Origin of the sequence: Streptomyces sp. (genome assembly GCF_019510245.1) — a bacterium.
Classification (GTDB): domain Bacteria; phylum Actinomycetota; class Actinomycetes; order Streptomycetales; family Streptomycetaceae; genus Streptomyces.
Genome location: NZ_JAEKKT010000488.1, coordinates 1 through 2,887, shown reverse-complemented (window position 1 = coordinate 2,887; position 2,887 = coordinate 1). Strand labels below are relative to the sequence as shown.

Sequence of the window (2,887 nt, the reverse complement as noted above, 5' to 3'; positions counted from 1 at the left end):
TTCGAACTCGTCGAGCGGGAACGCCCCACCTTCTTCAGCGCGGTGCCGACGATCTACAGCATGCTCGCGGCACTCCCGGACGACGTCCGGCCCGACACCTCGTCGCTGCGGTTCGGCGTCTGCGGCGCCGCACCCGCCTCCGCCGAGCTGCTGTCCCGGTTCGAGGCCCGGTACGGGTTCCCGCTCGTCGAGGGGTACGGCCTGTCCGAAGGGACCTGCGGCTCCACCATCAACCCCGTCGCCGGCCCTCGACGCGCCGGGACCGTAGGGATTCCCTTCCCGGGCCAGGAGATCCGGATCGTCGACACCGACGGCAAAGAAGTGACGCCGGGGACGGATGGTGAAGTCGTCGTGAGGGGCCCCAACGTCATGCGTGGCTATCTCGGCCGTCCTGACGAAACGGCCCGCGTCATCGTCGACGGCTGGCTGCACACAGGGGATGTGGGCCACCTCGACGCCGAGGGCTATCTGACCCTGGTCGGGCGCTCCAAGGACATGATCATCCGGGGTGGGGAGAACATCTACCCCAAGGAGATCGAGGACGTGCTGGCGGGCGACCCGACCGTGCTCGAGGCCGCCGTGATCGGCGTACCCGATGAGAAGTGGGGAGAGGTGGTCGTCGCCTACGTCCAGCCGCGACCGGGGTCGACCGTCGATCCGTCGGCCCTGAGAGCCCTCTGCGCGCGCAGCCTTACCGGCTACAAGCGCCCGACCGAGTTCTTCGTGGTGGAAGCCCTCGCGAAGAACGCGGTCGGCAAGATCGACAAGGCCTCGCTGCGTGCCGGCCACGCAGCGCTCTCCGCCCGGCGCTATCAGCTTGGTTCATGAGCGGTCCACAGCTTCTCTGGGCCAGGAAAGGTGATCGTCAAACTCCGAGTCCGCCTTCGACGGACCGTGAAGGGGCCTGCCGGCCGTAGGCGGGCCCCTTTCGCGTGGAGTGCGTGCCGGTCGCACACCGGGGGCGGAGCGCATCCTCTCCGCGCTGGGCGCTTGCGATCACCGCCCTTCTCCATTTAGATTATGATCGTAATTCAATTACCTACTGCACCAGGACCTTCCATGGACCTCTCCACCAGCACCGCCCTTGTCACCGGAGCCAACCGGGGATTCGGCCGGGCCCTCGCCGCCGAACTGCTCAGCCGCGGCGCCACCGTCTACGCCGGCGCCCGCAACCCCGAGCAGGTCGACCTGCCCGGCGCCAAGCCGATCGCGCTCGACATCACCGACCCCGCCTCCATCGCGGCCGCCGCCGAGGCCACCGGCGATGTCACGGTCCTGGTCAACAACGCCGGGTCATCCACCGGCGCCGATCTGCTGGCCGCCGACCTGGACGACATACGCCTGGAGATGGACACCCACTACATCGGCACCCTCTCCGTGGTCCGCGCCTTCGAGCCCCAGATCACGGCCAACGGCGGCGGGGCGATCCTGAACGTCCTGTCCGGCCTGTCCTGGGTCAGCTTCCCGGACTTCGGCGCCTACTGTGCCGCCAAGTCCGCCGAGTGGTCGCTCACCAACGCCCTGCGCCTCCAGCTCGCCGACCGCGGCATCCGCGTGGCCGGCCTGCACGTCGGCTACATGGACACCGACATGGTCCGGGCCGTCGACGCGCCCAAGTCCGATCCGACCGACATCGCCCGGATCGCCGTCGACGGCATCGCCGCCGGCGAGCCGCGCGAGGTCGACGGCCACATGCTGCCCGCCGCACTGATCGTCTGCGGCATCAGCCTGGGCATGTTCTTCGCCCCCAGCGCCAACCTCGTGATGAGCACCGTCCGCCCGGAAGAACAAGGCATCGCCGCCGGCGCCATCGGCGTCGCAACGCCGGCCGCCGTCTTGTCCGGCCAGGGCGGCTACGGATCCGCCTCAAAGTTCGCAGCCGGCCTGACCCCCGCATTCTGGACCGGCGCCGGCGCGGTCGCCCTGGCAGCAGCCGTAGCGCCGCTGATGCCCCGGCAGCCCAAGGCCTAGCGCCCTGCGCTGTCGGCCTCGTGGGCGATACTCCGCCCGGTGTCACGGTCGCGGCCTGAAGCCGGGACCGAGGGGCGGCCACGCCAGTTACGGCGGGGCCGCCTCTTGGGCTGTCGTCCGCGCAGACATGCCGAGTCATGCGGCACCGGGGGTGCTCACCCGCTCGTCTCACCGGCCAGGAACGGCCGCAGATGCGCCAACAGGGCCTCCGGCTGTTCCTCCGCGATGAAGTGACCGCACTCCGGGATCTCGGCACCGGTGACGTCGTCCGCGTAGTCCTGCCAGATCTCCAGTGTCGGCAGGCGGGCAGGCAGCCCCACGGAACCCCACAGCGCCAGCAACGGCATGGTCAGGCGGTGGCCTTCGGCGGCGTCGATGTCGTCGAGCGCGATGTCCTCCTCCAGGGCGCGGTAGTCGTCGAGGCTCGCGCGCAGGGCACCCGGACGGGAGAACGCACGGACGTAGCCGTCGACCGCGTCGGCCGTGAGTCCGTGGCGGTTGTAGGTCCACCGCTCGAAGAAGAACTCGAGGTATCCCCGGATGTCGTCCCCCACCAAACGTTCGGGCAGATCGGGCTGCATGTGGAAGAGCCAGTGCCAGTACCCGGAGGCGAGTGAGGCGTCCAGGCGGCGGAACATCTCCCGGGTGGGAACGATGTCGAGCACGGCCAGCCGCTCCACCTGGCCCGGATGGTCCAGCGCCCAGCGGTGCCCCACGCGAGCGCCGCGGTCATGGCCCACGACCATGGCCCGCTCGAAGCCGAGCGCCTCGACGAGGCCGGCCATGTCGGCGGCCATCCGCCGCTTGTCGTATCCCCTGGTGGGCTTGTCGCTCAGGCCGTATCCGCGCAGGTCCGGCGCAACGACGGTGTAGTCGGCGGAGAGATCCGCCAGTACCGGCCGCCAGCAGTCGGAGG

At 69.9% G+C, this 2,887-nt stretch carries 2 protein-coding genes and 1 pseudogene; 2 read left to right on the top strand and 1 reads right to left on the bottom strand.

Annotated features, from left to right (window positions below; genetic code table 11):
• Together JF597_RS54465 and JF597_RS54460 are read left to right on the top strand one after the other, a co-directional pair.
• A partial coding sequence (locus JF597_RS54465) for an AMP-binding protein (protein ID WP_294014555.1) occupies positions 1 to 828 on the top strand: 828 nt, incomplete at its 5' end.
• A gap of 231 nt (positions 829 to 1,059) precedes the next feature.
• Positions 1,060 to 1,668: pseudogene (locus JF597_RS54460) on the top strand (SDR family oxidoreductase); the annotation flags it as partial.
• Between the two features lie 458 nt (positions 1,669 to 2,126).
• Here JF597_RS54460 and JF597_RS54455 read toward each other — a convergent pair.
• On the bottom strand, positions 2,127 to 2,887 hold a 761-nt coding region (locus tag JF597_RS54455; protein ID WP_294014552.1), incomplete at its 5' end, for an alpha/beta hydrolase.